Source organism: Mesorhizobium sp. M2C.T.Ca.TU.002.02.1.1, from assembly GCF_003997225.1.
The window spans coordinates 1-3889 of sequence record NZ_RZTO01000603.1 but is presented as its reverse complement, the minus strand read 5'-3'; the positions used below and the strand labels follow the sequence as shown (position 1 = coordinate 3889).

Here is a 3889-nt window from a genome sequence, read left to right as displayed (position 1 = left end):
GATACACGAAGGGCGCGGCGATGTCACGCCGCGCCCTCGTGCAAAATTCCAGGCTTTTTCGGTCAGTAGCCGCCTTCTGATCAGTTGCCGTCTTTTGATCAGCTGCTCGAGATGCTGACCGCTTCGCCCTCGATCATGACCGCAGGCGAATAACCGGCCGGCTTGTCGCCGGTCACCGCGCCACCGGTCACCCGAACCTGGATCTCGGGTCCGAAATAGGAATGCGGGAACGGCGCCGGCGTGGCGCTGACCTTTTCCAGCCGCGCGCGAAGCTCTGCGGGAATCGAAAAATCGAGCGCGCCAAGATTATCCTCGAGCTGGTTGAGCCTCGTCGCTCCAAGGATGACGGAGGCGATGCCGGGCTGCGTCGCCACCCAGTTGAGCGCGACCTGCGCCATGCTGCGGCCAAGCTCGGCCGCCACCTTCTCAAGTTCCGCCACGATCGCCCAATTGCGGTCGCTGAACTTCTGGAAGCCGGGATGCGTGGTGTTGCGGAAACCGTCGAGCCTACCGGCATTTCCGGCTTGCGCCGGCCTGTATTTGCCGCTGAGCAGGCCGCTGGCCAAAGGGCTCCAAACCATGATGCCCGCGCCATGACGGGTGGCGAAAGGCACATATTCATGTTCGATGGCGCGCTCGGCGAGCGAATATTCGAGCTGCAGCGCCGAGACCGGCTCATAGCCGCGCAGTTCGGCGATCGCCTGGGCGCGGCCGGCATACCAGGCCGGCACGTCGGAGAGGCCGATATGGCGCACCTTGCCGGCGCGAACGAGGTCGTCCAGCGTGCGCAGCACCTCCTCGGCCGGGGTGATCCTGTCCCAGACGTGCAGAAGATAAAGGTCGATATAGTCGGTGCCGAGCCGCTTCAGCGAAGCCTCGACCGCCCGCATGATGTTCTTGCGGCCATTGCCGCCGGTGTTGGGATTGCCCGGTTCCGAATTGAAGGTGAACTTGGTGGCGATGACCGCCTTGTCGCGCAAGCCGCGCTCGGCGACGAATTCGCCAAGCCAAGTCTCAGCCGTGCCGCCCGTGTAAAGGTCGGCCGTGTCGAAGAAATTGCCGCCCGCTTCGACATATGCGTCGAACATCGCGCGGGCGGTGTCCCTGTCCGCGCCCCAGCCCCACTCGGTGCCGAAGGTCATGGTGCCGAGAGCCAGCCGGCTGACGCGTAGGCCGCTGTTGCCAAGCGTGTAATAGGTCATGGTCATGGTGGTCTTCCGATTCTGAACTGATTTGCTGCCAGTCACTGGCCGGGGGTTGACTTGACCCAGGGATTGCCGCGCTCATGCGTCATGCGGAATGTGAAGCCGTCGACCTTCCAGCCGGCAGCCGAGCGCGTCAGGTGGTGCTCGTATGTGCCCCAGACTTCCCAGAGCGGGTCGCCATTGCCTTCCATCCGGTTCCAGGCATAGCCATTGGAACGGACGGTCGCTGCGTCGGCTTCGAGCGCGACCTGATGATTGGTGCGCAGATGCAGGCTGGTCTTGCTGCCCTTGAGGTTGCCCGCCCTGGCGCCGATCAGGTCGTCGGACGCGATGTTCGCCGCGGGCTGGCCGGAGAGGCTGCTGAAATCGGCCGTGACACGCTCGGCGAAATAGCTGCGCGCCAGCGTCCAGTCCTGTGCATCCACCGCGCGGTCGATGGCGTCGACAATGCGGATGACGGCGCGCTCGTCGGCAAACGCCTGCCAGCCGACCGGTTCGGCCCCGCCGGCATCGACCGGCGCCAATGCCATGCCTGCGGCAAAAGTTACATGTCTCAACGCGTTCATTTCGTCTCTCCTTGAGCATCAGCCCGCCGCCGATGTGTTGACGCCAATATGAGCTGACTGAGGAGCATCGATAAGATTGCATTGTTCGCAAAGACTATGCGATATCATTCATGAATGGATCGCGATCTGCTCACACATCTTCCGGTCATCGTCGCCGTGGCGCGGCGCGGCGGCTTCGCGCTTGCCGCCGCTGAGCTCGGCATGAGCCCATCCGCCGTGAGCCATGCGGTCCGGCTGGTGGAAGAGCGCATAGGCCAGCCGCTCTTTGCCCGCACGACGCGCAGCGTCTCGCTGACCGAGGCGGGCAAGGCGCTGGTGGAGACCGCGGCCCCAGCGCTGCAGGACATCGCCGAGCGGATGGACCGCATCCGCGGCGTCAAGGGAAGGCCGGCCGGCCTGCTCAGGATCAACGCCTCCAACATAGCGACCCCCCTGGCGGTCACGCCGGTGGTCGCGGCCATGGCGGAGCGCTACCCCGATGTGACGGTCGAGATCGTTGCCGACCAGGGACTTATCGATATCGTCGGCGAAGGTTTCGATGCCGGCATCCGGCTTGGTGAAATGATCGCGCAGGACATGGTGATCGTCAGGATGACGCCGCCGTTCAAAGCCGTGATGGTCGCCTCTCCCGCCTATGTCGGAAAGCATGGTCGTCCGCGCGACGTGGCCGATCTCGCCAGTCACAACTGCATCGGCTACCGGCTGGTTCGTTCCGGCGCGCTTTACCGCTGGAATCTGAGCGACAACGGCAAGGATGTCGTCGTCGAGACGCGCGGCACGGCCATCGTCACGGATTCGCTTGGCGCCGTCGACCTGGCGCTGGCCGGCGTCGGGCTCGCCTACGTTTTCGAGCCGCTGGTACGCGCCGACCTTGCCGCCGGCCGCCTCGTCCAGATCCTGCCGCAGACGGCGATCGAGGAGCCGGGCCTCTTCCTCTATTTCCCGCGCCGCGCGTCGATGGCGCCGAAGCTCAGGGCCTTTATCGACACCGCACAAGAAATCGGCCGGACATCCATGCGGACACCCGGCCGAGTTGCCTGAGCTCGTGAGCTCTTTACCTTAAGGGAAACGCGATGCGCCCCCCTTGGATCAGAGCTATTTCTTGACCGCGGCCGCGACTTCCGCCGCGAAATCGGTCGTTTCCTTCTCGATGCCCTCGCCCAGCGCGTAACGCAGATAGGCGGTGATCTTCGCCGGTGCGCCGATCTCCTTCTCGGCATCCTTCAGCGCCTTCTCGACGGTGATGTCGGGATTGAGCACGAAGGCCTGCTTCAAAAGCACTACCTCTTCATAGAACTTGCGCAGGCGGCCCTCGACCATCTTCTCGATGATCGCTTCCGGCTTGCCCGACTGGCGCGCCTGATCGGAGAAGATCGCCTTCTCGCGCTCGACCAGGGCCGGATCGACTTCCTCGGCGCTCAGCGCGACCGGGTTGCTGGCGGCGACATGCATCGCAACCTGGCGGGCAAAGGCGTTGGCCGCATGCTCGTTGCCGGTGGTCTCGATCGCCACCAGCACGCCGAGCTTGCCGAGGCCGTCGGCAACCGCGTTGTGGACATAGGTCGCCACCGCGCCATGCGGCACAGTGAGCTTCGCCGAACGGCGGAAGCCCATGTTCTCGCCGATCGTGCCGACCGCGTCCTTGATGGTGTCGGTGACCGACTTGTCGGAGCCCGGATACTTGGCGGCAGCCACGGCCTCGGTCGCGCCGTAGGCGAGCGCCACCTTGGCGACGTTGGCGACAATCTCCTGGAAGGCCGCATTGCGGGCAACGAAGTCGGTCTCGGAATTGACCTCGACAACGGCCGCTTCACGCACGCCGGCGTCGACGCCGATCAGGCCCTCGGCGGCGGTGCGCCCGGCCTTCTTGTCAGCCTTCGAGATACCCTTCTTGCGCAGCCAGTCGACGGCCGCTTCCATGTCGCCGTTGGTCTCGTTCAACGCCGCCTTGCAGTCCATCATGCCCGCGCCGGTCAAGTCGCGGAGTTCTTTGACCTGTGCAGCCGAAATCGTCATTGTCGCCTCTTTGTTTCAAATGCGCCGACGCACCAACCGGGACTCGGGTGATGCGCTCGGCAAAAGCGCTTTAGCGCGCCAACTTATTGGAAAGATGAAGGC

4 protein-coding genes are annotated in these 3889 nt (G+C 64.4%); 1 reads left to right on the top strand and 3 read right to left on the bottom strand.

The genetic code is table 11. The features are described from left to right. Positions 1-98: 98 nt before the first annotated feature. Together EOD07_RS25880 and EOD07_RS25875 are read right to left on the bottom strand one after the other, a co-directional pair. Positions 99-1208, bottom strand: coding sequence for an aldo/keto reductase (locus EOD07_RS25880; RefSeq protein WP_127237434.1), 1110 nt, complete (start codon positions 1206-1208; stop codon positions 99-101). A 35-nt stretch (positions 1209-1243) separates the two neighbouring features. Then, on the bottom strand, positions 1244-1771 hold the full coding sequence (locus EOD07_RS25875) for a nuclear transport factor 2 family protein (protein WP_127237433.1): 528 nt from the start codon (positions 1769-1771) through the stop codon (positions 1244-1246). Positions 1772-1885: 114 nt separating this feature from the next. Here EOD07_RS25875 and EOD07_RS25870 point away from each other — a divergent pair, with 114 nt between their 5' ends. Then, complete coding sequence (locus EOD07_RS25870; RefSeq protein WP_127237432.1) at positions 1886-2812, top strand: LysR family transcriptional regulator; 927 nt, start codon at positions 1886-1888, stop codon at positions 2810-2812. 54 nt (positions 2813-2866) lie between these two features. Here the strand turns inward: EOD07_RS25870 and tsf are convergent, their stop codons facing one another. Beyond that, complete coding sequence (tsf, locus tag EOD07_RS25865) at positions 2867-3787, bottom strand: translation elongation factor Ts (RefSeq protein ID WP_127237431.1); 921 nt, start codon at positions 3785-3787, stop codon at positions 2867-2869. Between the last annotated feature and the right edge of the window lie 102 nt (positions 3788-3889).

Coding starts and splice junctions, on each gene's coding strand:
- EOD07_RS25880 (WP_127237434.1), bottom strand. CDS start 1,208: ATGACCATGACCTATTACACGCTTGGCAACAGCGGCCTACGCGTCAGC.
- EOD07_RS25875 (WP_127237433.1), bottom strand. CDS start 1,771: ATGAACGCGTTGAGACATGTAACTTTTGCCGCAGGCATGGCATTGGCG.
- EOD07_RS25870 (WP_127237432.1), top strand. CDS start 1,886: ATGGATCGCGATCTGCTCACACATCTTCCGGTCATCGTCGCCGTGGCG.
- tsf (WP_127237431.1), bottom strand. CDS start 3,787: ATGACGATTTCGGCTGCACAGGTCAAAGAACTCCGCGACTTGACCGGC.